The sequence below is a fragment of the Ruegeria sp. YTSC003 genome (assembly GCF_059609785.1).
On sequence record NZ_JBXWMK010000002.1, the window covers coordinates 36,114 to 59,014 of the forward strand.

General features: G+C 57.9%; 24 protein-coding genes and 1 tRNA gene. 15 read left to right on the forward strand and 10 right to left on the reverse strand.

Translation table 11 applies throughout. The annotated features are described in order from the left end of the window. Positions 1-521: 521 nt before the first annotated feature. On the forward strand, positions 522-767 hold the full coding sequence (locus AC2FFH_RS03905) for an EF-hand domain-containing protein (RefSeq protein WP_108859061.1): 246 nt from the start codon (positions 522-524) through the stop codon (positions 765-767). A gap of 54 nt (positions 768-821) precedes the next feature. Here the strand turns inward: AC2FFH_RS03905 and AC2FFH_RS03910 are convergent, their stop codons facing one another. Beyond that, complete coding sequence (locus AC2FFH_RS03910) at positions 822-2,366, reverse strand: trimethylamine methyltransferase family protein (RefSeq protein ID WP_496764705.1); 1,545 nt, start codon at positions 2,364-2,366, stop codon at positions 822-824. Between the two features lie 417 nt (positions 2,367-2,783). On the opposite strand from AC2FFH_RS03910, the gene AC2FFH_RS03915 reads away from it, so the two are divergent. Then, a complete protein-coding gene (locus AC2FFH_RS03915; protein ID WP_496727152.1) occupies positions 2,784-3,302 on the forward strand; it encodes an outer membrane protein in 519 nt (172 codons plus the stop codon). A 6-nt stretch (positions 3,303-3,308) separates the two neighbouring features. On the opposite strand, the gene AC2FFH_RS03920 is transcribed toward AC2FFH_RS03915, so the two are convergent. Both AC2FFH_RS03920 and AC2FFH_RS03925 read right to left on the reverse strand, forming a co-directional pair. Beyond that, complete coding sequence (locus AC2FFH_RS03920; protein ID WP_496764707.1) at positions 3,309-4,496, reverse strand: pyridoxal phosphate-dependent aminotransferase; 1,188 nt, start codon at positions 4,494-4,496, stop codon at positions 3,309-3,311. Between the two features lie 58 nt (positions 4,497-4,554). Next, positions 4,555-4,899, reverse strand: a complete 345-nt coding sequence (locus AC2FFH_RS03925) for an MmcQ/YjbR family DNA-binding protein (protein WP_496727150.1) — start codon at positions 4,897-4,899, stop codon at positions 4,555-4,557. 215 nt (positions 4,900-5,114) lie between these two features. Between AC2FFH_RS03925 and cysS the strand changes: the two genes are divergently transcribed. Genes cysS through AC2FFH_RS03940 form a run of 3 tightly spaced genes read left to right on the forward strand, consistent with a single transcriptional unit; the run spans position 5,115 to position 8,925 of the window. Beyond that, positions 5,115-6,512 (forward strand): cysteine--tRNA ligase, encoded by a 1,398-nt coding sequence (gene cysS, locus AC2FFH_RS03930; RefSeq protein WP_496843789.1) that lies wholly within the window; start codon positions 5,115-5,117, stop codon positions 6,510-6,512. Then, positions 6,512-8,146 (forward strand): citramalate synthase, encoded by a 1,635-nt coding sequence (cimA, locus tag AC2FFH_RS03935; protein WP_496764711.1) that lies wholly within the window; start codon positions 6,512-6,514, stop codon positions 8,144-8,146. Before cysS ends, cimA begins: the two co-directional genes overlap by 1 nt. After that, the gene (locus tag AC2FFH_RS03940; protein ID WP_496727146.1) at positions 8,143-8,925 is read left to right on the forward strand and encodes a squalene/phytoene synthase family protein; all 783 of its coding nucleotides are present in this window, start codon (positions 8,143-8,145) and stop codon (positions 8,923-8,925) included. Before cimA ends, AC2FFH_RS03940 begins: the two co-directional genes overlap by 4 nt. Here the strand turns inward: AC2FFH_RS03940 and AC2FFH_RS03945 are convergent, their stop codons facing one another. Next, entirely contained in the window at positions 8,926-9,516 is a 591-nt protein-coding gene (locus AC2FFH_RS03945; protein ID WP_496843790.1) for a YceI family protein, read from the reverse strand. 91 nt (positions 9,517-9,607) lie between these two features. On the opposite strand from AC2FFH_RS03945, the gene AC2FFH_RS03950 reads away from it, so the two are divergent. Next, positions 9,608-10,024 carry a MarR family winged helix-turn-helix transcriptional regulator gene (locus AC2FFH_RS03950; RefSeq protein ID WP_496727144.1) on the forward strand — a complete coding sequence of 139 codons (417 nt, stop codon included), beginning with the start codon at positions 9,608-9,610 and terminating at the stop codon, positions 10,022-10,024. On the opposite strand, the gene AC2FFH_RS03955 is transcribed toward AC2FFH_RS03950, so the two are convergent. Further along, positions 10,021-11,238 (reverse strand): MFS transporter, encoded by a 1,218-nt coding sequence (locus tag AC2FFH_RS03955; RefSeq protein ID WP_496727185.1) that lies wholly within the window; start codon positions 11,236-11,238, stop codon positions 10,021-10,023. The genes AC2FFH_RS03950 and AC2FFH_RS03955 overlap by 4 nt on opposite strands. Before the next feature lie 97 nt (positions 11,239-11,335). On the opposite strand from AC2FFH_RS03955, the gene AC2FFH_RS03960 reads away from it, so the two are divergent. The 4 genes from AC2FFH_RS03960 to AC2FFH_RS03975 are packed head-to-tail and all read left to right on the forward strand — an operon-like array spanning position 11,336 to position 13,432. Further along, on the forward strand, positions 11,336-11,968 hold the full coding sequence (locus tag AC2FFH_RS03960; protein ID WP_496727143.1) for a DNA-3-methyladenine glycosylase family protein: 633 nt from the start codon (positions 11,336-11,338) through the stop codon (positions 11,966-11,968). After that, complete coding sequence (locus tag AC2FFH_RS03965; protein ID WP_496727142.1) at positions 11,965-12,630, forward strand: alpha/beta hydrolase; 666 nt, start codon at positions 11,965-11,967, stop codon at positions 12,628-12,630. The genes AC2FFH_RS03960 and AC2FFH_RS03965 overlap by 4 nt, the downstream gene beginning before the upstream one ends. 2 nt (positions 12,631-12,632) lie before the next feature. After that, entirely contained in the window at positions 12,633-13,136 is a 504-nt protein-coding gene (locus tag AC2FFH_RS03970; RefSeq protein WP_496764720.1) for a GNAT family N-acetyltransferase, read from the forward strand. Continuing rightward, complete coding sequence (locus AC2FFH_RS03975; protein WP_496764734.1) at positions 13,130-13,432, forward strand: putative quinol monooxygenase; 303 nt, start codon at positions 13,130-13,132, stop codon at positions 13,430-13,432. The genes AC2FFH_RS03970 and AC2FFH_RS03975 overlap by 7 nt, the downstream gene beginning before the upstream one ends. 4 nt (positions 13,433-13,436) lie before the next feature. On the opposite strand, the gene AC2FFH_RS03980 is transcribed toward AC2FFH_RS03975, so the two are convergent. Then, a complete protein-coding gene (locus AC2FFH_RS03980) occupies positions 13,437-13,862 on the reverse strand; it encodes a VOC family protein (RefSeq protein WP_496764737.1) in 426 nt (141 codons plus the stop codon). Between the two features lie 31 nt (positions 13,863-13,893). Next, on the reverse strand, positions 13,894-14,499 hold the full coding sequence (locus tag AC2FFH_RS03985; RefSeq protein ID WP_496843791.1) for a pseudouridine synthase: 606 nt from the start codon (positions 14,497-14,499) through the stop codon (positions 13,894-13,896). Between the two features lie 213 nt (positions 14,500-14,712). Between AC2FFH_RS03985 and AC2FFH_RS03990 the strand changes: the two genes are divergently transcribed. Next, positions 14,713-15,297, forward strand: a complete 585-nt coding sequence (locus AC2FFH_RS03990) for an HNH endonuclease (RefSeq protein ID WP_058278012.1) — start codon at positions 14,713-14,715, stop codon at positions 15,295-15,297. 5 nt (positions 15,298-15,302) lie between these two features. Here AC2FFH_RS03990 and AC2FFH_RS03995 read toward each other — a convergent pair whose 3' ends face one another. Further along, positions 15,303-15,767 carry a disulfide bond formation protein B gene (locus tag AC2FFH_RS03995; protein ID WP_496764745.1) on the reverse strand — a complete coding sequence of 155 codons (465 nt, stop codon included), beginning with the start codon at positions 15,765-15,767 and terminating at the stop codon, positions 15,303-15,305. Beyond that, entirely contained in the window at positions 15,764-16,342 is a 579-nt protein-coding gene (locus tag AC2FFH_RS04000) for a YqaA family protein (protein WP_058278010.1), read from the reverse strand. Before AC2FFH_RS04000 ends, AC2FFH_RS03995 begins: the two co-directional genes overlap by 4 nt. A 146-nt stretch (positions 16,343-16,488) precedes the next feature. Between AC2FFH_RS04000 and AC2FFH_RS04005 the strand changes: the two genes are divergently transcribed. After that, positions 16,489-16,574 (forward strand) — tRNA-Leu (locus AC2FFH_RS04005). Between the two features lie 335 nt (positions 16,575-16,909). Here the strand turns inward: AC2FFH_RS04005 and AC2FFH_RS04010 are convergent. After that, a complete protein-coding gene (locus tag AC2FFH_RS04010) occupies positions 16,910-18,379 on the reverse strand; it encodes a BCCT family transporter (RefSeq protein ID WP_496764748.1) in 1,470 nt (489 codons plus the stop codon). Positions 18,380-18,792: 413 nt separating this feature from the next. Here AC2FFH_RS04010 and AC2FFH_RS04015 point away from each other — a divergent pair, with 413 nt between their 5' ends. From AC2FFH_RS04015 to AC2FFH_RS04025, 3 genes are all read left to right on the forward strand, one after another. Continuing rightward, the gene (locus tag AC2FFH_RS04015; RefSeq protein WP_058271718.1) at positions 18,793-19,761 is read left to right on the forward strand and encodes a TAXI family TRAP transporter solute-binding subunit; all 969 of its coding nucleotides are present in this window, start codon (positions 18,793-18,795) and stop codon (positions 19,759-19,761) included. Between the two features lie 102 nt (positions 19,762-19,863). Beyond that, entirely contained in the window at positions 19,864-22,473 is a 2,610-nt protein-coding gene (locus AC2FFH_RS04020; protein WP_472723826.1) for a TRAP transporter permease, read from the forward strand. Next, positions 22,470-22,901, forward strand: a complete 432-nt coding sequence (locus AC2FFH_RS04025) for a universal stress protein (RefSeq protein ID WP_058271716.1) — start codon at positions 22,470-22,472, stop codon at positions 22,899-22,901. Before AC2FFH_RS04020 ends, AC2FFH_RS04025 begins: the two co-directional genes overlap by 4 nt.

Below are 22,901 nucleotides of genomic sequence, written 5' to 3' on the forward strand. Positions count from 1 at the left end.
GTAGGGATCAGGGTTTCCCCTCGGATGTCCGATCCCGACGAACACGGAGCAAGGCGTTGAGACTTACCAAATACGCCTTGGTCCACTCGGTCGACATGCCCGTGTCGACCGGGAACAGGGTGGGGCGGAATATTTGCTCTTTCCCACTCTCTCACGGGACGGGTGCGCTCGTCCCATGCGACGTCCAGGCCGCAGGCAAACAAAACACCGGGCGGTCAACGAATGGAGCCTGGATGGCGAAACTGACAGGGGGCTTCGGCCCCCTTTCTTTTTGCCCCTCCGAGTCGGTGATTTAGGCAGGGCCTTGCCGGAACGGCACAGGCGCATCGGGCAAGAACCGCCGAAACGTGGATTGGACGTTTCGCCCAGCGGTTGATTGCAGACGCGACTCGGACAAACACGCGGAGAATGGCGCGAAACAGGACGTGTTGCCGGGTTGGGGTGACGACGTTCATTGATTTGGTGTCTGTGGTGCCTGTCCGGACGAAAACACACACAAATACCACTTAGGAGGCATCACAATGAAACCGCAAAACCTGGCAATCATTTCCGCATTCGTATTGGGCCTGCCGGCGATGGCTGCCGCGCAGTCCTCGGCGGACACCAATGGCGACGGAGTTCTGACCATAGAAGAAGTTCAGGCCGTTCTGCCCGAAGTTGACGCCGATGGTTTCTCGGCGATGGACGCCAACGGCGACGGGTCGCTGGACGCAGATGAAATTGCCATCGCGCAGGAAGCAGGGTTGCTACCGCCCAGCAACGGTTAATCCCGCGAAGGCATCGGCGGCCCGTACCCCCACGGGCCGCCATATTTCAATGGGTTACGCCGGCAAGTAAATGTTAAACCTGCCGCGCAGTTCGGCATCCAAAAGCGGATCGAATCTGGCCGGAGACGGCGTCGAGAGAATCTCTTCCTTCCGCTTCACCGCCTTTTCGATCAAATCGGGCTTGCCAATTTCGACCCATTCCTTCGGAGACGACCGGTCGCCAAAAGTCGGGTAGACATAGTCCGCCTGCATCCGGCTCAGCGTTGCATCGGTTCCCAGATAGTGACCGGGTCCTCCGATACAGACTTCGGCCATCTGATCCAGTGCCAGCGTTTCGTCCGTCACTTCGATGCCGCGTACACAGCGTTGTGCTTGCCCGATTAAATCATCGCTGAGGATCAGGCTTTCATGGCAGAATCCCAGCAGCGAGGCATGCATGCCCGCGGACTCATACACCATGTTCAAACCCGAAAGCCCGGCCATGACGTTCGAGCACATCTGCTCCCACCCGGCTTGCATGTCGGGCAGTTTCGCATCCGATGCACCGGCGGCCGCGCCGCCCGGCAAGTCGTAGAAGTGGTGCATTTGGGCGCAGCCCGCTGTCAGGAGTGCTTGTTCGCCAGACCCGATGGACATCGCACCTGTGCGCAGATCAAGGCCAAAGGGCCAGGTGCCAAAAATCGCGGGTGCGCCGGGACTTACGGCGTTTACATAAACCAACCCGGCCAGGCATTCGGCGGTGGCCTGCGCAATAGCACCGGCGATTGTCGAAGGCGCGGTGGCGCCGGCCATTCCGGCCGATAGCAGCAGAACGGGCATTCCTGCCTTGATGCATTCTTCCATCACCTCGCAGCTTTCGGTCGCGAACTTCATCGGCGGAACAACAAAGCAGTTCGAGTTCGACATAAAGGGCCGTTCTCGCCACTTATCCTCGCCACCAGCGATCATGTGCAGCATCTCAATCGCAGGGGCCACATGGCTGGGTTCGGTGAAGGACGTGCCGATATGTTTGAACGTTCCGGACGTGGTGGCGTAGACGGTGTTCAAATCCATCTCGAGGTTGTCGGCGATGTCGCGGCACACCATTGGGCGCTGAACAAAGTGAATGTTTTCAAGTTGTTCACAGATTCGGGACGCGTCGTGCAGGTCTTGAAGGGTCGAATCCCGGTATTCCTGGCCGTGCACGTCAACCATGCTGACAGCTGCGCCGGCAGTGCCAAAGTGGACGCGGTTGCCCGACAGTTCCAGATCGGAATTGCCATCCCTTGAATGCAAGGTGACCGAGCGATTGGCCTTGGCGATTGTGTCTTCCACCAAAGCGCGGGGGAAGCGGATACGCCCGTCGTCACCCAAGATACAGCCAGCGCCGACAAGATAGTCGATCCCGCTTTGTGGAGCGTCCGCCAGACCAATTGTTTCCAGCGCGGTCAGCGCGGCCTGGTGAATACGCTCGATCTGCGCCGGGGTCAGCACCTTCAGCGTGCCGCCCTCCATGCCGGGGCGGATCGGGCGCAGATGTTCGGGTAGCGCTGTGGCACGGGCTGCACGGCGCGCGGCACGACCGCCGCTGCGCGATGTATTTCGGGATTGTTCGTTCATAATTTTAGGTCCGGTCGAGAAAGTACGTTCAGGGTGAGTGTACTCAGACCACAACCGGCCGCCCACGCGCGGCACGCCCACGATCCGCACCAATGGTACGGCTGATCAGGCGAATCTTCCAAACGTCACTTTGCATGCGGGTCCTCATTTGGTGATGTGAACTCTCTCAATACGAGGGTGCACAATCTGTCCTGTTTGCGACCTGAGGGGCCAAAAACGAAGTGTTGTGCCCTGTCGGCATCACGTTCTTGCCGTGGGGTAAAGTTTTTTCCCGAATGTGGGAAATTCTGTTAAGCTTCTATCACTTATTTAAGAGTGGTCCGTGATCTCAATGGATTTTTAACGATTGCAGACCAAGTTTTATGTGATGAAGCCTATCGTTTGGTGGGCGCGCTACAAGGAATTTTGGAGAGGTTGATGAAAGCCCTGATGGCCCTCATGACCACTTGCCTGACAATCGGCATTGCACCGGTATATGCAGAGGATTGGACAGGGGCGTATGCGGGCTTCAGCTTTGGCTATGCGGATGTTGATGGCCCAAATAGCTCTGGCGGAAACGACACGACTTTTGGCCCGCTTGTCGGTTATGATCATGACTTCGGTAATTTCGTTCTTGGCGGTGAGTTGGAGTACAACCGGCTCTCGCTTGATCTGGGGCAGGGTGAAGGCAGCGTGGACAGTCTGACCCGCCTTAAGTTGCGCGGTGGTTATGATTTCGGACCGGCCTTGGGCTATGTCGTCGTGGGCGCGGCCCGATTGGATGCGTCACCGGAAAATGACACCGCTGCAGTGTACGGCATCGGAATTGCCTATCCCATCGGCGACAATTTCGTCATCAGTGGTGAGGCCTTGCGACAGAATTTTAACGACGTCACACGAAGCCAGGGCGATATTGACGCCAACGTGTTCAACCTGCGTACAACCTTCCGGTTTTAAGGCCGTCTATTCCGCCGCGTGACTTTCCGCCAAGCCGGTTGCGAATTCGCAGATCGTTCTGAGTGCTGCGGCAAAGCGGTCGTCGTCAATTGTCATAGCAACGCGCACGTGACCTGCCGCCGCCTCGCCAAAACTTTCACCCGGCATGACAGCAATTGCGTGAGTGTCCAGCAGCGCGTTGGCAAAGTCCTCGCCGCTCATCCCGGTGGCCCGAATGTCCAGCATCAGGTACATCGCACCCTGCGCGGGCACCAGGCCGACGATGTTTTGTTGAGCCATAATGTCGACCGCCAATGCGCGACGACGCCGGAACGGGGCAGCGATTTCCTCTTCAAGATCATGACCCGCGCTCAAAGCAAAACTGGCGGCGTCCTGAATGAACCCGGGCACGCCGTAAGTTGTGTGCGTTGCCAGATTGATGAGATGGGTGATCACCTCTTCAGGGCCGACCACCCAACCGCATCGGGACCCGGTCATCGCGTGTGACTTGGACATCGAACCAACGACCAAGGTACGCTCGGCCATTCCGGGCAGGGTACGTGGTGAGATATGCTCACCTTCCCAGACCTGCGTGTCGTAAACTTCATCTGAGATCAGCCACAGGTCGCGGTCACGGCAGACACCTGCGATACCGTTCAGTGTCTCGCGCGAATATACGACGCCAGTGGGGTTGTTCGGGCTGTTGATCAATAGCGAAACCGCACCATCTGCCGCCGCATCGATCTGCTGCGCGCGCGGCTGGAATGCATCCTCGGCGGTGGTCTGGATGGCCCGGGCTGTCGCACCGGCGCCCCGGATCGTGCCGGGGTATGTCGCGTAATAGGGATCGAGATACAGACCGACATCACCGGGATCGCACACCGCCACGTGGGCAGCAAAAAGGGCAGATTGGCCGCCCGGGGTGATCAACACGTTGTTTCGGCTTGTCTTCTGACCAGTGCGGCCCTGAATGCGCGCGGCAACAGTATCGCGCAGCAAATCAGACCCGGGCACCACAGCGTAGCCGGTGTTTCCCTGACGTGCCGATAGATCCATGGCATCCAGAATGGTCGGGTGCGTGCGAATGTCATGCTCACCAATGGTGAGTTCAGTAATGACGTGCCCTTCGCTGATCATCCGGCGCGCGCGGTAAAATACATCCCACCCATCACTGCCACCTCCGGTCAGATGAGTGATACGCTGCGACAGTTTCATGGCACGCTCCGATCTTGTCTTCAGCGCAGAATGGGCCAGAGGCATTGGAAAATGTCAATCAGCTTCGTGGGGGTAAAGTGGACTGCACTTTTTTCGTCAGGGAAGACCGCACCAGATCGTAGGATGTGGCCAGCCGATGACGCATCTCATCCTCGTCACAGCCAAACGGCAGGCGGATCCAGCTGTGATGAAAATAGGGGGCTTTGGTACCGACGCCTGCTTCGATCAGCATCTGAGCTGTCTCGATATCAGGCGTTTTGACGGACACGCCATCGTTGGCGGTGCCGATGCAGGCAAACATCTTGCCGCCAACCTTCCAGGCATCATGGCCTCCGCCCCAAGGGTCGGAAAGGTCAGCGCCTGGAAACGTGCGGCAGATGGAATTGACAAATTCTCGGCTCATGGCCGAAAGGGTGCGCCACCTTGAGATTGAACTCAAGTCTTGGCTGAACGCGTTGTCCATGCTAGGGGGAGGACATGAACCGTATGACCTGCATCATTATCTGCTGCATTACCTGCTGATTTATCAAGCGGGCCGGTTTCTTTCGTTTTCATCCCTGAGACAAGTTGCTAAGCCCGCGCCAAGCGCAAGCATTTGCTGTCTTTAGGAGCCGACCGATGACGACAATCAAACTGCACAACACACGGACACGGGCGAAAGAAGATTTCGTTCCGATCAGTGCCGATAACGTGCGGATGTATGTCTGCGGACCTACGGTCTATGATCGCGCCCATCTGGGCAACGCGCGGCCCGTGGTGGTTTTTGACGTGCTCTATCGATTGCTGCGCCATGTCTACGGCGCGGATCACGTGACCTATGTGCGCAATTTCACCGACGTGGATGATAAGATTAACGCAACCGCGCTGGCACGCCAGAAGGCGGGTGCTGAGGGCACGCTGGAGCAGTTGGTGCAGGAGCGGTCGGATGAAACCATCGGCTGGTATCTGCACGACATGGGTGCGTTGGGCGCGCTTGAGCCCGACGAGATGCCGCGTGCGACTCAGTACATCGCGCAAATGGTTGCGATGATTGAGGATTTGATCGCGAAGGGTCACGCCTACGCAGCCGAAGGGCACGTTTTGTTCGCGGTTGACCGCTGGAAGGAACACTATGGCGCTTTGTCTGGTCGGTCGGTGGATGACATGATCGCTGGTGCCCGGGTTGAGGTTGCGCCGTACAAGCGGAACCCGATGGATTTCGTGCTGTGGAAGCCCTCAACCGATGAGTTGCCGGGGTGGGACTCGCCTTGGGGCCGTGGTCGTCCGGGCTGGCACATCGAATGCTCGGCCATGAGCTATGAACTGCTGGGTGAGAGCTTTGATATTCACGGCGGCGGAAACGACCTGATGTTCCCGCATCATGAAAATGAGATCGCGCAGAGCAAATGCGCCCATCCGCACGGTGAGTTCGCGCGGTACTGGTTGCATAATGAGATGTTGCAGGTGGAAGGCAAGAAGATGTCCAAATCGCTGGGCAACTTCTTCACCGTACATGACTTGCTGGAGCAGGGCGTGCCGGGCGAGGTGATCCGGTTTGTCTTCCTGCAGACGCATTATCGCAAGCCGATGGATTGGACCGAGAAAAAGGCGCGTGAGGCTGAGGCGACGCTGCGCAAATGGCGGGCGCTGACAGCGGGCATGGAGCCCGCCGCCAGCGCTGCGCCTGCTGTGGTCGCTGCACTCAGCGATGACCTGAACACTGCGGGCGCGCTCACAGAGTTGCACCGTTTGGCTGCAGATGGTGATGCGGCGGGATTGTTGGCGAGCGCACAGGTGCTGGGCCTATTGTTGTCAGAAATGGGAGCATGGGCTGACACAGCGTCGGTGGACCTGTCGTCTCACGCAGATCGGTTGGCCGATGCCCGCGCGAGTGCAATGCAGAACAAGGACTTCTCGGAGGTTGACCGTCTGAAAGCGGCCTATGTTGCAGCAGGGCTGGAAGTACGCATGAGTAAGGACGGGGTCGAACTGGTTCCGGGCACCGGGTTCGATGCGGCCAAGCTGGAGGGCGTATGATGACTAAAGAACGCCTCTACCTCTACGACACTACTCTGCGCGACGGGCAGCAGACACAGGGTGTGCAGTTCTCGACCGCTGAGAAGGTGCAGATCGCGCAGGCTCTGGACGAGTTAGGCGTAGACTATATCGAGGGCGGCTGGCCGGGGGCGAACCCGACGGATAGTGCGTTTTTCGATGCAGCTCCCAAAACGTCGGCCTGTTTGACCGCCTTTGGGATGACCAAACGGTCGGGCCGGTCGGCAGAGAATGACGATGTTCTGGCGGCGGTGATGAACGCGGGTACGCGGGCTGTGTGTCTGGTTGGTAAGTCGCACGATTACCACGTGACCCATGCGCTTGGCATCTCATTGGATGTGAATGTCGAGAACGTACGCGCCTCGATTGCACATATCGTAGCGCAGGGGCGCGAGGCGCTGTTTGATGCCGAGCATTTCTTTGACGGCTACAAGGACAATCCGGCCTATGCGCTTGAGGTCTGTCGGGCCGCGATGGATGCCGGTGCGCGCTGGGTTGTTTTGTGTGACACCAATGGGGGCGCTTTGCCCGCAGAAGTGTCGCAGATCGTGTCCGAGATGGTCGCGGCGGGCCTGCCGGGGGACCGGCTGGGTATCCATACCCACAACGATACGGAAAACGCGGTGGCCTGTTCTTTGGCGGCTGTCGATGCGGGCGCGCGGCAGGTTCAGGGAACCTTGAACGGATTGGGAGAGCGTTGCGGAAATGCGAACCTGACCTCATTGATCCCGACGCTGCTGCTGAAGGAACCTTATGCATCGAACTTTGACATCGGCGTCAGTGTCGAAGCGCTGGCGGGTCTGACCCGCGTCAGCCGCATGCTGGACGAGATCCTGAATCGGGTGCCCAGCAAGCAATCGGCCTATGTCGGGGCGTCCGCATTTGCGCACAAGGCAGGGCTGCATGCCAGCGCGATCCTCAAGGACCCGACGACCTATGAACATGTGGATCCGGCGTCGGTTGGGAACACACGGATCATTCCGATGTCGAACCAGGCGGGGCAGTCGAACCTGCGCCAGCGCTTGATCGAGGCCGGTTTGTCGGTCGAACCCGGTGACCCGTCCCTGGGCCGTATCCTCGAACGGATCAAGTTGCGTGAGGCGGAAGGTTATTCCTACGACACCGCGCAGGCCAGCTTTGAGCTGCTGGCGCGGGACGAACTGGGTCAACTGCCTCAATTCTTTGAGGTAAAGCGGTACAAGGTCACCGTTGAACGGCGCAAGAACAAGTACAACAAGATGGTCAGTTTGTCTGAGGCCGTTGTTGTGGTGAAGGTCGATGGTGAAAAGAAACTGTCGGTCAGCGAGTCTCTGGATGGGTCCGGCGGTGACCGGGGTCCGGTGAACGCGCTGGCCAAGGCGCTGGCCAAGGATCTGGGGCAGTATTCGCGGATATTGGATGATATGCACTTGGTCGACTTCAAGGTACGTATCACGCAGGGCGGCACCGAGGCCGTGACCCGCGTCATCATCGATAGTGAAGACGGGCAGGGGCGCCGGTGGTCCACCGTCGGCGTCAGCGCGAACATAGTCGACGCCTCGTTCGAGGCGTTGCTGGATGCGATCCAATGGAAACTCGTGCGCGATTGCGGCCCACAGTCGGCAGTCGCCGAGTGAGTGCGCCTTTTGACGATGACGTCAAGGCCTGTGCCGCGCTGTTGCATCGGGCCGATCCCGACCGGTTCATGGCGGCCATGGCGGCACCAGTGTCCGCCAGGGCGGTGTTGTTTCCGATCTATGCGTTAAATATCGAGGTCGCCCGGGCACCTTGGGTGACGCAAGAACCGATGATTGCCGAGATGCGCCTGCAATGGTGGCGCGATGCTTTACAAGAGATTGCCGAAGGTCCAACCGTGCGTCGGCATGAGATCGTTACGCCGCTGTCGCGTGTCTTGTCCCCTCATCTTGCGTCGATGATGGATGAATATGTGGCCGTAAGGCGTTGGGATATCTATCGCGACCCGTTCGAGGACGAAGATCATTTCGACGCGTACATAAACCACAGCGCGGGCACGCTCACGGTGGTAGCGGCACAAGCGCTTGGGTCGGCGGATGAGGATGTCGTGCGGGACTTTGGCTATGCCGTTGGGGTCGCCAATTGGTTGCGCGCCATTCCGGATCTGGAAGCGCGTGGGCGAATTCCGCTGCTGGATGGAACGCCTGCGGGTGTTCAACGTCTGGCTGAAAAAGCGTACGGGCGTTTGAAACAGGCACGTACTCAACGACACTCGGTTTCGGCAAAAGCTGCTGCCGCGTTTCATGCCGGTTGGCAAACTGAATTGGTTCTAAAACAGGTCATTGCGCGCCCGGACAGGGTCGCCTCTGGAGCCCTTGGGCCGGGTGAAATCCGCCGCCGCCTGTCGCTGATGGTCCAGGCGGCAACGGGGCGCTGGTAGTTATTCCCAGCCGCCGGCGCGCATTTCGGCCGAGATTTTCAGCTTCACCAAGTCTGACGTTCCCGGGGCAAACATCCCGACGCCGTATTCGCTGCGTAAAAGCTGGCCAGCAGCTTCGACGCCAACCCAGTCACCTTTGTAATAATCGAAAAATCCGGCCAGGGGATGTTCGCCCATGAAGGTCAGGTCGATCTCAAGCGTTGCGGGCTTGGTCTGATCCTTGATTGTCAAATCACCGATCATTTGCAGGGTGCTTGCACCGGTTTGCACCGCCGAGGTCGAGACGAATTTGATGTTTGGGTAAGCTTCGACATCGAAGAAGTCACCGCTTTTGAGGTGATCGTTGAGCGGCCCCCAACCGGTTTCGACACTTGAGGCGTCGATTGTGATATCCGCGCTGGTTGCGGTGACATTTTCAGGGTCAAACTCGACCGTGCCGGATACGGCGGTCCATTCGCCGGATTGTTCGGTCAGTCCCGCGTGGTTGTAGTAGAACCGGATTTCGGTGTGACTTTGATCAAAGTGATAGGTTTCGGCAAGGACTGGTGTGGCCAGTGCCAAGACGAGGGCAGATGCGGTAAACAGCTTCATGACATTTCTCTGATTTGCAGGGTTGATAATTAACATGTAAATGCATCTAAATTGATGAGCAAAGGAAAACCACAATCCTCGCGGAGGCGTGATGGGCGGATTTGAAGAACGAGAGGCGGCCTGGATCGCTCTGAACCAGACACGCACCCGGATCTTTTCCCGGGCTGAGCGCGCGCTGGTGGCAGCGGGATATCCACGGCTGCACTGGTATGACGTGTTGTGGGAGTTGGAACGAGCACCAGACGGCCTGCGACCTAAACAGCTGGAGCAACAGCTGCTGTTTGATCAGTCCAGCTTTTCCCGTCAGGTCGCACGGATGGCGGAGGACGGATTGTTGACGCGCCATGCTGCAGCGGGGGACGGACGGGGAAAAATCCTGCGCATTACCGAAAAAGGCCGTACCCTGAGACGGCAGATGTGGGATATCTACCGCATGCACATTGATGAGGGGATCGCCGAGGCACAGAGATTAGGTGCCTTTGCACCGATACTGAACATTAACGATTAGGCCGTTCGGGGCCGCATCGTCAGCCACAAAAGCGCGCCGCCCGCCAAAGTCAGAAGGGGGATCATCGCGACGTTCACCGCGGTCCAACCTTCAATCGGAGAGCCGCCAGAACAGTTCATCAGCCCACCGGAAGCCAGTGAGGCAAACGTGACGCCACCAAACACCAGCAAGTCGTTCAACCCCTGCATGCGTCCGCGCTCGCTGACGTCATGAGATTCAGCCAACATGGTGGTTGCGCCGATAAAACCAAAGTTCCAGCCGATGCCCAGCAGGATCAGCGCGACAAAGAAATTACCCAGCTCAACGCCCTGTAAAGCAACCACTCCGGCCGCGGCAAGAATGAGTAGGCCCAGTGCCACGATCCGTTCGACCCCAAAACGTGCGATCAACTGTCCGGTGAAAAAGCTGGGAATGTACATCGCCAACACGTGGCTGGTGACGACATCCGCCGCGTCATTGGCGCTGAACCCGCAGCCCACGACGGCCAGCGGTGTCGACGTCATCACAAGGTTCATCAGCGCGTAGGACACCATGGCGCAGATGATTGCAACCGCAATACGCGGCGTTTTCAGAAGCTCGATCCGGGACCGACCTTTGGGGGCATCAGCGGCAGGTTTGGGCGGGGTCGGGATGTCGAGAAAAAAGAACAGGGCCGAGCCAATGACGTTCACTGCGATGACAGCGATATACGTACCGAGAAAAGGGATGACATACGCGGTCGAGGTCAGTTTGACGATCTGAGGCCCGATGATTGCCGCTGCCAGACCGCCCGCCATGACATAGGAAATCGCTTTGGGACGGAAATCGTCCGATGCGGTGTCAGCGGCGGCAAAGCGGTAGAAACCGTGCGCGCTCATGTAGATGCCGGTCAGCAGGCTGCCAGCAAGAAACACAGGGAATGATCCCAGAAACAAGCCATAAGCGCCGACAAGCCCGCCGCAAGCACCTGCCGTCGCGCCGACCAGAAATCCAGCCCGGCGACCCCACCGTTGCATGATGGCCGAGATCGGCGTCGCCGCCAGCATTGAGCCAAGCACGATCAAAGATATGGGCAGAGTCGCCAGGCAGGGATTGGTCGCCAATGACTGCCCGGCCAACCCACCGACGATAAAGATCATCGGCATCTGTGCGCCCAGCAGGGCCTGCGCAGCCACCAGAACGGCGACATTGCGTTTGGCCAGACTGTTGTCCGGGGTTGTGGCGGTCATGGTCATGAGCACATGCGTAATGGCGAAAACGATTGTGCACAAGCGGGTTGCATCTGCGGCAAAGCGGCCTAACGTGCAGTCGATCATCGAGGCCGGAGAGCACATGTCCGTTGGACGGATCATAGAAACACCCGACTGTGTGGAAGAAGGCGCGACATGGCTGGCCGAAAGCTGCCCGCGCATGGCCTATGCGATGGAACAGACCGGTCCGTTGCCCTTGCGCCGTCGCCCGGACGGGTTTGCGCAACTGCTTAGCGCCATAGTCAGCCAGCAGGTGAGTGTGGCCTCGGCCAATGCGATCTGGAACCGGTTGAAGGATGCGAAACTGACCGGCCCGCGCAAAATCATGTGGGCCACCGACGATGATCTGCGTGCAGTTGGGTTGAGCCGCCAAAAAATCCGGTATGCCCGCGCTTTGGCTGAGGCGCGCATTGACTACAAAGCCTTGCGGGACGTTTCAAACGAAGACGTGGTGGCGATCCTGACCGAGGTGTCGGGTATTGGCGTCTGGACGGCCGAGATTTATGCGATGTTCTCTTTGGGTCGTGCCGACGTGATCGCGCCGGGCGATCTGGCGCTGCAAGAGGCCGCGCGCATCTTATATGATTTGCCCGACCGGCCTACCGACAAACAGCTGCGCCAGATGGCCGAGGCATGGTCGCCCTGGCGGTCGGTTGCGGCGCGGGTTTTGTGGGCCTATTACCGGGTGGCAAAAGAACGAGAAGGGATCAGATGACACGGGTTTTGAATGCGCTCCGAAAAGAGCCGGTTTCGGGCGATACACGCTCGGTCGTGGTGTTCGTGCACGGCTATGGCGCCAATGGGGCCGATTTGTTGGGGTTGGCCGATCCGTTGGGTGAGCATCTGCCTGACACGTTGTTCGTGTCACCCGATGCGCCGGAACAGATCCCCGGAATGCCTAACGGATATCAGTGGTTTCCGATCCCGTGGATTGATGGCTCATCCGAAGAAGAAGCACGCCGTGGCATGGAAATGGCCGTTGAGGATTTCAACGCCTTCCTTGATGCCCTGATGGTGGATGAAGATGTGCTGCCCGAACAGGTGGTTCTGTTTGGGTTCTCGCAAGGTACGATGATGAGCCTGTACGTCGCCCCGCGCCGCGAAGACCCGGTGGCTGGGGTCGTTGCCTTCTCGGGCCGGTTGTTGGAACCGGATCTGCTGCCCGACGAAACCGTCAGCCGGATGCCCATCCTTCTGGTGCATGGCGATGCCGACGACGTCGTTCCGCCACAGTCGTTGCCCGAAGCTGCCGAAGCGTTGCAGGCCGCAGATTTCAAAGAAGTTTACGCGCATGTCATGAAGGGCACCGGCCACGGGATTGCCCCCGACGGTCTTAGTGTCGCGCTTGCCTTCATGCGCGACAAGCTGAGCCTGTAGCCATGATCGCGGTTCGTCCCATGATGCCTGAGGACGTGGCAGTTGCCTGCCGAATTCTCAACGAAATCATTGCTATCGGCGGGACGACCGCGTTTGAAACACCGTTTTCCGAGGCGCTGTTTGCTCAAGTCTACCTGAATGGCGCAGACAAAATCTGTTGCCACGTTGCCCTTGATGAACAGGGTGAGGTGGCCGGGTTTCAATGGTTAGGTACCAATGAGGACTTGCCGGAAGATTGCGCGGATATAGCGACTTTCACCCGGCGAGAGCCGGTGTTGAAAGGGGCAGGGCGGGCGTTGTTCTCTGAAACCGCGACCTATGCCGCGGCCCTTGGGTTCAGCGCGCTCAACGCGACGATCCGGGCCGACAACCGGCAGGGGCTTAGCTATTACGACAAGATGGGTTTCCGCGACTACTCGGTCACTTATGCTGTTTCTCTGCAAGACGGAACGCCAGTCGACAGGATTTCGAAACGGTTTGAATTGAAGAAGGGAACGACATGCTGATAGTCACCGGAACGGTTGAAGTGTCGACAGATGGCGTCGACAAAGCCCTTGAGGCCGCACAGAAAATGGTCGCCGAGACTGTGAAAGAGGCCGGCTGCCTGATCTATGAATTCAGCCAGATACTCGGGCAATCCAACAAGTTCCGTGTTTATGAAGAATGGCAGGATCAGGCCGCGCTCGAGGCGCATTTCGCTGCCCCGCATATGGCCGAGTTTCAAGCTGTTCTGGGCGAAGTGGGCGTTGTTTCGAGCGACATCTACCGGATTGTCGGGGGAGAAAAACAACCGCTGCGCTAGGGTCTCAATCCCACAGGTGACCTTCAGCGAATTCCACCGAGTTTCCGGCGGGATCCCGAATATACAGCGATCGTGCCCCGCTTGGCCAATCAAACTCGGCGTCTATGGGGATGTTCCACTCCAGCAGATGCTTGCGCATTTCGTCTATCTCTGTCCGCGATAAAGTCATGCAGACGTGACCGGGACCGCGTGCGCCATGTGGCGGGACGGGAAGCTTCGGATTCTCCGGCGGCTTTGCCGTCTCATCTGCGTTGAACAGCAACAACACCGATCCGCCGACGCGGAAAAATACATGTCGGTTCGCGACGCGTTGAATACATTCTAACGCCAGTATTTCACCATAGAATCGTTCGGCCGCGTCCAGATCGCCAACATAAAGCGCGGCCTCAAGGATCCCCTCTGGGGATGGTGTGCTTCGGGTGACTTTCATGCCTTAACCCTATCACAAAAGGACGTTTTTGTCACCTGCGCGGTCGGCGGTCCCGTTTGCGCTTCGGTGCGGAATCCAATACAGGAGCTGTCAGGCTGTCCCATTGGCCGGGCGCCAACCCCTCTAGCGTATAGTCCCCGATCCGGGCGCGGATCAGGCGCAGGGTGGGATGACCGACCGCTGCCGTCATGCGTCGAACCTGCCGGTTGCGGCCTTCGCGCAAGGTCAGCTCAATCCAGCTGTCTGGTACTGTTTGGCGTACGCGGATAGGTGGGTTTCGTGGCCATAGATCTTCGGGCTCATCCATCAACCGGGCCTTGGCCGGGCGCGTCGGTCCGTCCTTCAGATCAATCCCGTCGCGCAGAGCCTTCAGGGTGGCAGCATCGGGTGAACCTTCCACCTGAACCCAATAGGTTTTGGGCATCTTGTGCTTGGGGTCCGATATTTGCGCCTGCAGCCGGCCGTTGTCAGTCAGCAGCATCAGGCCCTCGCTGTCGCGATCCAGCCTCCCAGCCGGATACACACCGGGCAGGTCGATGAAATCCGACAAAGTACTGCGCGGCGTCTCTGCATTTGCCCGGTCGGTAAACTGCGGCAACACATCGAAGGGTTTGTTGAATCGTATGAACCAGCTCATGATCCCGCCATAGCCTGCCAGAGGCAGAGAACGCAACCTGTGGATAACTGTCACGTCTTTGTTACGGAGCAGGCATACTCAATACCCGAGATGTTGTGGAAACTCAGGGCTTGTCAGAGTTTTAACACGATATATAGTTAAGTTAAGGCCGGGGCGGGTGTTCCCCGCTCTGGTGTCAATAACGGGCAGAGCAGAGCGAGGAGCGATTCCGATATGGACGGAGAATTCAGGACCGAATTTGTCAGGGAACCGGGTGCCCTAAAGCACCATCCGGCATTGGTTTTGAACGCCGATTATCGCCCCTTGTCCTATTACCCCTTATCCCTGTGGCCCTGGCAAGAAGCGATCAAGGCGGCCTGGCTGGACAGGGTGGACATCGTGGCCGAATACGACGAGGTCGTCCGAAGCCCCAGTACCGAGATCCGAATACCATCGGTCGTTGTCCTGAAAGACTATGTAAAACCCAGAAAGCGCGTGGCCTTCACGCGCTTTAATTTATTTTTAAGGGACGAGTTCCGCTGCCAGTATTGTGGAAGCCGGGACAACCTGACCTTTGACCATGTTGTTCCGCGGGCTGCCGGGGGTGTGACCAGTTGGCAGAACGTTGTGGCGGCGTGCAGCCCCTGCAACCTGAGGAAGGGATCGAAGTCGCTGCGGCAGGCGGGCATGTCGCTGCGCAAGCCGCCGCGTCAGCCAGATGCCGAGGCACTGCGGAACATCGGACGCAAGTTCCCCCCGAACCACCTGCATGACAGCTGGATCGACTTTCTGTATTGGGATGCCGAACTGGACGCGTAGTACGCTTATTTCGCACGGAACGCGGCCAGCCAGACCAAAACCAGACCAGCAGATAGCAGAGCGTTCCAGCCGGCCATCGACAGGCCGAACATCTCCCACGGGATATCATCACAGCGCACAAGCGGCGCGGACATGATCTGATCCATCAGTTCCTCAGCGGACAACCCGCCAATATCGCCCGACGTGCAGCTGGTTGGACCTTCCCACCATTTCTGTTCGACACCTGCGTGGTACATGCCAATCCCGGCAGTCACCATCGCGGCAACCGCACCCAAAAGCGGCAGGGGGCGAATGCCTGGAAAGGCAAAGGCCAACACGCCAATCAGAACAGCCGCGGCGTGGGGATAGCGTTGCCAGATGCACATTTTGCACGGGGCCATACCGCCCAGGTGTTGAAACGCCCATGCGCCTAACAACAGTGCGGCCGAACCGCCTGCCGCAATCAGGATCAACAGTTTTTTGCGTGTCATAAGAACTTCACCGCTAAGAACCCACCGAACAGCAGGATGACAAACAGAGTGAACATAAGCCCCAGACGCTTTTCGATGAAGTTGCGAATGGGTTCACCAAAACCCCAAAGCAGCCCGGCAACAACAAAGAACCTGAGCGCGCGGGCCAGAATCGACGTGGCGATGAATGTGCCCAGCGGCATGCCTGTCCACCCGGACATGATGGTGATGACTTTGTACGGGAATGGGGTAATCCCTGCGCCCAGCACGGCCCAGAATCCGAAGTCGTTGAACTTGGTGTTGAACTCTTCCATGGCATGCGCTTTGCCCATGGATTCGAGGATGGGTTGGCCGATGCTTTCATAGAAGAACGCGCCGATCGCATATCCCAGCATGCCCCCCAACACCGAGGCCACCAGGGCAACCGTCGCGATCAGCCAGGCGCGCGACGGGCGCGCAAGAATCATGGGAATCATCAGAACGTCCGGGGGAATCGGAAAGAACGAGCTTTCGACAAATGCCACAATGGCCAGAGCCCAAAGCGCGTGCGGGTGTTCGGCCAGACGAATGGTCCAGTCATAGAGCGATCGCAACATCAGATGCTAAAATCCCGTTCCTTTGTTGCGTCAGCCAAACCATGCGCCTGATGGGCCGTCAACCGTGCCTGAAGAAAACAAACTGAATATCGGTTGTTTTTTGCCTCTGGACCTTCCCGATTATGAGCGCTAATCCAGTGTTCGTGGCCCAAGTGGCGGAATGGTAGACGCAGGGGATTCAAAATCCCCCGTCCTGACGGACGTGCCGGTTCGAGTCCGGCCTTGGGTACCAAGGTAAAAACAGAGGGTAAGGGGAACCTGCTCTCTGTTTTTTCTTTTCTGACGTTTCGAATGTTCATGTTGCCACTTTTGACCGGGGTATCGAAAATGTCGGGGTTTTGACGGTCGTTGGAAAGCTTGGCGACAATCTGAGTTCCGGATTGCGCGTGCAGTTTCATCGGGCAAGTTTCCCGGCAAACTCAGGAAAAAGCGAACAGACTTGGGATGTTCAGGGCGAATCTGTTCCCAGTTTCTGCGCTCACTTACTGCGTCGCAGGATCAGCCACGCCAGGAACCCGATATAGGCGAAAACGCTTAGGTTCAGTGCGGTGTCGATCAGTTGGCCACTCATGATCGGTCCTCCTGCGCCAGACGTTTGAACAGGCAGACAACAAGAACGGGCACGATAAACACGAAAGCGATGGCTGACAGCGCTATGATGGACCGAACCAGAGAGATATCGCCCACCAAAATCATCGCCATCCCTAACGCGCCAAGGATAATGCCCCAGATTGTACGAATTCGGGGGGAGGGGTTGTCGTCGCCTCCGGTCCCTATCATCGCAAGGGTGAACCCGGCGCTTACGACGCTGGTAACCACGAACAGGAACGCGGCCAGGATTGTTGCTATTCTTGTGATGCCATCTAGCGGGAAGCGCTCAAGCAATGCAAATGTGGTTGCGTCAAGGTTCTCTGCATTGACGGCTGATAAGGCTCCGTCCTGACGCAAAGCATCGAAAAAACCCAAGCCGCCAAAAACGCCGAACCACAGGATAGAGAAAAGTGTGGGAGTGACGACGACTCCGATCAGAAACTCTCGGATCGTGCGTCCGCGGGAAATCCGGGCGATGAAAATGCCCACGAAGGGTGACCAAGCCAGCCACCAGATCATATAGTTCAGCGTCCAGCCGTGGAACCAGTCGACCAACAGGTCGTCGAAGAACTCAGCCGTAGAGAACCCTGCTGGCAGGACACCGAACAGATAGCGTCCGAATCCCGAAACGATGCCATCCATCAGATAAGATGTGGGACCCAGCACTAGAAGATAGACCATCATCCCGACGGCGATCAGCATTGCTGCGTTGGACAGCAGGGCCATTCCGTCTCCCAGATCGCGACGCAACGGTATGATGAATGCAATACAAAGCGCGGCAAAAACGGGCAGCGTCAGCACGCCTGGGGTTTCTATACCCAACAGGCCTGCCAGTCCGGTCTGGATCTGAAATACCCCCATTGCCATAGAGCCCGCCAAACCGACGGCAATTGCGACGATCGAGAGCAGATCGAAAACCCACCCCAGCGCTTTTGTCCATCCTGCTTCGCCAAGTGCGTCGGTGACTGGGGCACTCAGCAACAAAGTGCGATTTCGGCGATAGGCAAAATAGGCGATGACCAATCCGACGATTCCGTAAATCGCCCAGGCGTGGAACCCCCAGTTCAAGTAGGTCACGAACATCGCATAACTGGCCGCTTCTGCGTCGCTATTATATTGACGCAGCACTTCGTAGTGGGTCAGCGGCTCGGCTGCGCCATAGAACAGTAGACCGACACCCATTCCTGCGGCGAATAACATCGCGATCCATGCGGTCGTTGAAAACTCTGGTTCGGCTGTGTCAGCGCCAAGGCGGATATCTCCAAATCGTGACAGGGCCAGAAAGAGGACCACAAACAAAAGCCCGCTGACCTCAAGCATGATGAACCAGCCGCGGCTGTTGAATTGCGTCTCAACCGCCGATGCAGCAATGCGACCCAGGCCTTGCGGGTCAGCAATGCCCCAGATTGCGATGGCCGCACTAAGGGCTAGGGCGATCACAAGCATCGGACTGGGTGATTTGCCGTCCACTGTCCAGAACCCTTTCGCGTAAATTCATGAAACATCGGGTCGTTTGGCCAAGCCTAGGTTGCGGAATCCAAACTTTCAAAGTGTTTTTGGATATTTAGCTGGCGCAGTTTCTCATGATCCGGCCCAGTGATGCCGATCTGTGCGAAACCGCCCCGTTAAAGGGGGAAACTTTCGGAAATCTCCTCACATCTGCGGATCGGGGCCTTCATACCCCGCGCAGGGGTTGACAAGCGGAGTGTCTGAATGAAACGTCAAAGGCGTTGGGAGACTTTTAAATTTCAGATGCTTGACCCGTTGCAAGACGGGTTCGCTTGCCGTACCGGCAAGGTCCCTGGATGGGGGCCGCTGAACTGTCTCTCATCCACAATAAGAGTTGGGAGTTCTCAAAAATGAAAAATAGCAGCAAGCTTAGCCTGGGCGCGGTCGTTACCGCAGCTCTTATGGCTCCGGCCGCTTATGCAGAAGAGTTTATCACCATTGGTACCGGCGGTGTGACCGGCGTGTACTATCCGACTGGTGGCGCGATCTGCCGTCTGGTGAACAAAGGCCGCAAAGAGCACGGCGTGCGTTGCTCGGTCGAGTCGACCGGTGGTTCGGTCTACAACATCAACACCATTCGCGAAGGTGAACTGGAGTTTGGTGTTGCCCAGTCCGACTGGCAGTACCACGCCTATAACGGCAGCTCGAAATTCGAAGAGGCTGGCCCCTTCGAAAACCTGCGCGCCGTCTTCTCGGTACACCCCGAACCGTTCACCGTTGTCGCACGTGCCGATTCCGGCATCACCAACTTCGAAGACCTGAAGGGCAAGCGCGTCAACATCGGCAACCCCGGTTCCGGTCAGCGTGGCACGATGGAAGTCCTGCTGGGCGAAATGGGTTGGACCACCGACGATTTCGAACTTGCGACCGAGCTGAAAGCGGCTGAACAGTCGGCGGCTCTGTGTGACAACCAGATCGACGCGATGGTTTACACCGTTGGTCACCCGTCGGGTTCGATCCAGGAAGCCACCACAGCCTGTGACTCGGTTCTGGTGAACGTCAGCGGCGACGCCGTCAGCAAGCTGGTAGACGACAACTCGTTCTACCGTACTGCGACAATCCCTGGTGGCATGTACCGTGGTTCGGATGGCGACACCTCGACCTTTGGTGTGGGCGCGACGTTCGTGACCTCGGCAGACGTGTCGGATGACGCGGTTTATGCGGTTGTCAGCTCGGTCTTCGAGAACTTCGACGACTTCAAAAAGCTGCACCCTGCATTTGCCAACCTCAAGCCCGAAGAGATGATTGCAGATGGCCTTTCGGCTCCGCTGCATCCGGGTGCCGAGAAATACTACAAAGAAAAAGGCTGGGTTCAGTAAGCCAGACCTAAAGCAGGGTGCCCAACGGGCGCCCTGCAACCAAAACCCGAACAAATCGGGTGGTTCAGAAGGCCAAAAATGGCCGCGACGGGGAGACATTTCATGAGTTCCGACACACAATCCAATCGTCCGCTATCCGAAGAAGAGCTACAGGATCTTGTGGCCTCATCCGATGCGGGTGGACGTAATCCGGTCGGTAATGTCGGGATATTCCTGGCCGTTGTGGCCGCGATCTGGTCGATCTTTCAGGTCGTCCTGGCCTCGCCACTTGCGAACTATGTGCTGCCCGGCAGCGTTGTGAACAACGCGCGGCAGTTTCACCTGGCCTTTGCGTTGTTTCTGGCCTTTGCAGCCTATCCGGCGCTGAAATCAAGCCCGCGCAACTATATCCCGGTTCAGGATTGGATCATGGGGCTGCTGGGCGCGTTTGTCGCGCTGTATGGCTATTTCTTTTACAACAAGATCGTCGATGCAGGCGGTCTTGCGGATGACACCGACAAATGGGTCGCCCTTGTTGGTCTGCTGTTGTTGTTCGAGGCCGCGCGTCGCGCGCTTGGCCCCGCGATGGCGATCATTGCGACGATTTTTCTGGTTTATGTCTTCTTCGGTTCATCCGACTGGGTGCCCGAAGTTATCCGCTGGAAAGGCGCAAGCCTGAAAAAGGCGATGAGCCACATGTGGATCACCTCTGAGGGCGTGTTCGGTATTGCCTTAGGTGTCTCCACCAAATTCGTTTTCCTGTTCGTTCTGTTCGGGGCCTTGCTGGATAAGGCCGGGGCAGGGAACTACTTTATCAAGATGGCTTTCGGTGCCTTGGGGCACCTGCGTGGTGGTCCTGCCAAGGCGGCCGTCGTGGGTTCGGCCGCGACCGGCCTGATCTCGGGTTCGTCCATCGCCAACGTTGTGACAACGGGTACATTCACCATACCGCTGATGAAGCGTGTTGGGTTCAGCAGCGAACAAGCCGGATCGGTCGAGGTTGCCTCATCCGTGAACGGGCAAATCATGCCCCCGGTGATGGGGGCCGCGGCCTTCCTGATGGTCGAATATGTGGGCATCTCATATGTCGAGGTGATCACCCACGCCTTCCTGCCTGCCGCGATTTCCTACATCGCGCTGGTCTACATCGTGCACCTTGAGGCCGTGAAGCGGAACATGCCCACGCTGGGCGACCGCGACGTAAAGCTGGCGCGCACAGTAGTCGGTATGTTGTCCTTCTTCCTGGTCTTTGCCGGGCTGTGCTACGGTTCTCAATTCCCGGTCGAAGCGGTTACAAACTGGGTGCCGTCATCGGCTGGGCTGGTCCTCAGCCTGATCATCTGTGCCATCTATGTGGCACTGCTGTATCTGGCCGCTCAGGTGCCGGATCTTGAGCCGGACGATCCAAACGCCAAAGAAGTGACCTTGCCGGTCATTGCCGACATCTACAAAGCTGGGCTGCACTACCTGTTGCCGATTATCGTGCTGGTCTACTTCTTGATGATCGAGCAGAAGTCACCGGGTCTGTCGGCTTTCTGGGCCACGACGCTGCTCTTCGTGATCCTGCTGACGCAGAAGCCGCTCAAGGCGATATTCCGCGGGCAAAGCAACGTCTACAACACGTTCATTGATGGTGTCGCTGACCTTTGGCAGGGCATGATCGACGGCGCGCGGAACATGATTGGTATCGCGCTGGCAACGGCAACAGCCGGCGTCATCGTGGGCACTGTGACGCTGACTGGTGTCGGACAAGTGATGGCCGACCTGGTTGAGTTCCTGTCAGGCGGCAATCTGATCCTGATGCTGATTATGGTCGGCCTGCTGAGCCTGATCCTGGGCATGGGCCTGCCGACCACCGCAAACTATATTGTGGTCAGTTCGCTGATGGCTGGTGTGGTTGTTGAGCTGGGTGCGCAAAGCGGACTTATCGTTCCGCTGATCGCGGTGCACCTGTTCGTCTTCTACTTTGGGATCATGGCAGACGTGACCCCGCCGGTTGGGTTGGCGAGCTTTGCGGCCGCTGCAGTATCCGGTGGTGACGCAATCAAAACCGGGTTCATCGCGTTCTTTTACAGCCTGCGCACCGTGGCCTTGCCGTTCGTGTTCATCTTCAACACGGACCTGCTGCTGATTGATGTGACGTGGGTCGAGGGGATAACGGTGGCGATATTTGCGACAATCGCCATTCTCGTCTTCACGGCCGGGACAATGGGGTACTTCCTGACCCGCAGCCGGATCTATGAAAGCATCGCACTGATCCTGGTGGCGTTCGCGCTGTTCAGGCCTGACTTCTTCATGAACCGCATCGCGCCACCGTTTACCTCGGTCGAGCCTGCTGCGTTTGTGGAGACCATCGGCGAAACACCTCCGGGTACCGAGGTGCGCATGGTCATCAGCGGGCCAGACTTTGACACGCTTGAGATGACGGACACGACGGTTGTTGTTCCCGTTGGCAGCGAAGAGGGCGGGCAAGCGCGTGTCGACGCGATGGGCTTGCTGCTGCTTGAAGAAGACGGGTTGGTCAAACTCGAAGAGCCATTGTTCGGGACACCTGTCGCGGATGACTTGGATATCTTCGACTACTACGGGGATGAGGCAGTGCGCCTGACCTCGGTCAGCTTGCCGGCTAGCCAGCCACCGAAACAGTTGATCTACATTCCGGCAATGCTCTTGCTGGGACTGATCGCTTTCCTTCAGCGCGGCCGCGCCGCCAGACAAGAGGTGACCGCATGACAAACGCTGTTCTCTGTGCCGTCGATATCAGCAACGGCGATCTTGATACGCATGTTCTGAAGAAAGCTGCGAAGCTGGCCGATCAGGAAGGTGCGCAACTGGATGTGGTGACCGTTCTGCCGGATTTCGGAGAAAGCTGGGTGTCTGGCTTTTTCGAAAGTGATTTTCACGACAAGGCGCTGGAAGAGGCACATACCAAACTGGCCGAGATGTGTGTGTCCACACTGGGGGCGGATCGGAATGAAAAGATCCGCCACGTGGTCGCGACGGGTACTGCTTATCAGGAAATCCTGAAAACTGCGGACAGTGCTGGTAGCGATCTCATCGTGATTGGCGCGCACAAACCAGACTTGAAAGATTATCTGCTGGGCCCGAATGCTGCACGGGTCGTGCGGCATTCAGACGTCTCTGTCTACGTGGTGCGCTAA

What these genes read in the sequence shown, in the direction of transcription:
- cimA (WP_496764711.1), top strand. Translation starts at nt 6,512, where the DNA reads ATGACTAAAGAACGCCTCTACCTCTACGACACTACTCTGCGCGACGGG.
- AC2FFH_RS03960 (WP_496727143.1), top strand. Translation starts at nt 11,336, where the DNA reads ATGTCCGTTGGACGGATCATAGAAACACCCGACTGTGTGGAAGAAGGC.
- AC2FFH_RS03965 (WP_496727142.1), top strand. Translation starts at nt 11,965, where the DNA reads ATGACACGGGTTTTGAATGCGCTCCGAAAAGAGCCGGTTTCGGGCGAT.
- AC2FFH_RS04010 (WP_496764748.1), bottom strand. Translation starts at nt 18,379, where the DNA reads ATGCTTGTGATCGCCCTAGCCCTTAGTGCGGCCATCGCAATCTGGGGC.
- AC2FFH_RS03975 (WP_496764734.1), top strand. Translation starts at nt 13,130, where the DNA reads ATGCTGATAGTCACCGGAACGGTTGAAGTGTCGACAGATGGCGTCGAC.
- AC2FFH_RS03945 (WP_496843790.1), bottom strand. Translation starts at nt 9,516, where the DNA reads ATGAAGCTGTTTACCGCATCTGCCCTCGTCTTGGCACTGGCCACACCA.
- AC2FFH_RS03925 (WP_496727150.1), bottom strand. Translation starts at nt 4,899, where the DNA reads ATGAGCCGAGAATTTGTCAATTCCATCTGCCGCACGTTTCCAGGCGCT.
- AC2FFH_RS03920 (WP_496764707.1), bottom strand. Translation starts at nt 4,496, where the DNA reads ATGAAACTGTCGCAGCGTATCACTCATCTGACCGGAGGTGGCAGTGAT.
- AC2FFH_RS04025 (WP_058271716.1), top strand. Translation starts at nt 22,470, where the DNA reads ATGACAAACGCTGTTCTCTGTGCCGTCGATATCAGCAACGGCGATCTT.
- AC2FFH_RS04015 (WP_058271718.1), top strand. Translation starts at nt 18,793, where the DNA reads ATGAAAAATAGCAGCAAGCTTAGCCTGGGCGCGGTCGTTACCGCAGCT.
- AC2FFH_RS03955 (WP_496727185.1), bottom strand. Translation starts at nt 11,238, where the DNA reads ATGACCATGACCGCCACAACCCCGGACAACAGTCTGGCCAAACGCAAT.
- AC2FFH_RS03905 (WP_108859061.1), top strand. Translation starts at nt 522, where the DNA reads ATGAAACCGCAAAACCTGGCAATCATTTCCGCATTCGTATTGGGCCTG.
- AC2FFH_RS04020 (WP_472723826.1), top strand. Translation starts at nt 19,864, where the DNA reads ATGAGTTCCGACACACAATCCAATCGTCCGCTATCCGAAGAAGAGCTA.
- AC2FFH_RS03910 (WP_496764705.1), bottom strand. Translation starts at nt 2,366, where the DNA reads ATGAACGAACAATCCCGAAATACATCGCGCAGCGGCGGTCGTGCCGCG.
- cysS (WP_496843789.1), top strand. Translation starts at nt 5,115, where the DNA reads ATGACGACAATCAAACTGCACAACACACGGACACGGGCGAAAGAAGAT.
- AC2FFH_RS03990 (WP_058278012.1), top strand. Translation starts at nt 14,713, where the DNA reads ATGGACGGAGAATTCAGGACCGAATTTGTCAGGGAACCGGGTGCCCTA.
- AC2FFH_RS03980 (WP_496764737.1), bottom strand. Translation starts at nt 13,862, where the DNA reads ATGAAAGTCACCCGAAGCACACCATCCCCAGAGGGGATCCTTGAGGCC.
- AC2FFH_RS03985 (WP_496843791.1), bottom strand. Translation starts at nt 14,499, where the DNA reads ATGAGCTGGTTCATACGATTCAACAAACCCTTCGATGTGTTGCCGCAG.
- AC2FFH_RS03915 (WP_496727152.1), top strand. Translation starts at nt 2,784, where the DNA reads ATGAAAGCCCTGATGGCCCTCATGACCACTTGCCTGACAATCGGCATT.
- AC2FFH_RS03970 (WP_496764720.1), top strand. Translation starts at nt 12,633, where the DNA reads ATGATCGCGGTTCGTCCCATGATGCCTGAGGACGTGGCAGTTGCCTGC.
- AC2FFH_RS04000 (WP_058278010.1), bottom strand. Translation starts at nt 16,342, where the DNA reads ATGTTGCGATCGCTCTATGACTGGACCATTCGTCTGGCCGAACACCCG.
- AC2FFH_RS03950 (WP_496727144.1), top strand. Translation starts at nt 9,608, where the DNA reads ATGGGCGGATTTGAAGAACGAGAGGCGGCCTGGATCGCTCTGAACCAG.
- AC2FFH_RS03995 (WP_496764745.1), bottom strand. Translation starts at nt 15,767, where the DNA reads ATGACACGCAAAAAACTGTTGATCCTGATTGCGGCAGGCGGTTCGGCC.